At 40.3% G+C, this 749-nt stretch carries 1 protein-coding gene; it reads left to right on the top strand.

Features of this window, described 5'->3' with window-relative positions; all coding sequences use genetic code 11:
- Positions 1-701, top strand: a 701-nt coding sequence (locus tag H3S88_RS13100; protein WP_198237281.1) for a DUF2345 domain-containing protein, incomplete at its 5' end; no start/stop codon positions are given.
- Between the last annotated feature and the right edge of the window lie 48 nt (positions 702-749).

The raw sequence follows: 749 nt of genomic DNA, 5'->3' as shown, positions 1-749 counted from the left end.
AGCTTGAAAATGCGTTATCAATTGCCAAAGCATTGCAAAATGCAGCAACTGCCTCTGAAGCTCATGGTGCGGACACTGACAGTCAGGCGCAACTTAAAGCGACATTAACCCAGTTAGCCCAAAGTGGCATTATTGCTTATGCACAAGAGGGCATCGCTTTAACCAGTCCAGAAAACATTCAACTGTCAACATCAAACAGTGTATCAATGACCAGTGAAAACCAAACTGACATTAATGCGTTAAAAAACATAACTGTCTCATCCGGTGAATCCATCGGTCTGTTTGCTCATAAATCAGGAATGAAAGTCTTTGCCAACCAAGGTGATGTTGAGGTACAAGCGCAAAATGCCAACCTGAATATGGCCGCTAAGCAAGATATTAAAATAGACAGTGTCGATGGAAAGCTGACGATTACCGCAAGTAAAGAGCTGACGTTAATGTGTGGAGGTTCATACATCAAAATCAGCAGTGCAGGGATTGAACTGGGCACGGCGGATAATGTTTATATAAAAAGTAGTGCACTACAAAAAATGGGGCCAGCTTCAATACCGACTCCTTATCTTAGCTTACCTTATGTCAATGGATGTAGCGAATTTTTTATTCTAACGGATCATGAAACCGGCAAGCCTTTACCTTTCCATCCTTATCAAATTGAAATTAATGGACTGGTATGTCCACACTTTTTAGTACCAAAAAGATAAGGTCATCGATTTCTTTTGTATTCAATCGGTGACTGATAATTTAATGTT

It is taken from the genome of Gilliamella sp. B14448G11 (assembly GCF_016101765.1).
Taxonomy (GTDB): Bacteria; Pseudomonadota; Gammaproteobacteria; order Enterobacterales; family Orbaceae; genus Gilliamella; species Gilliamella apicola_N.
This window is presented reverse-complemented; position numbering and strand designations above follow the sequence as displayed.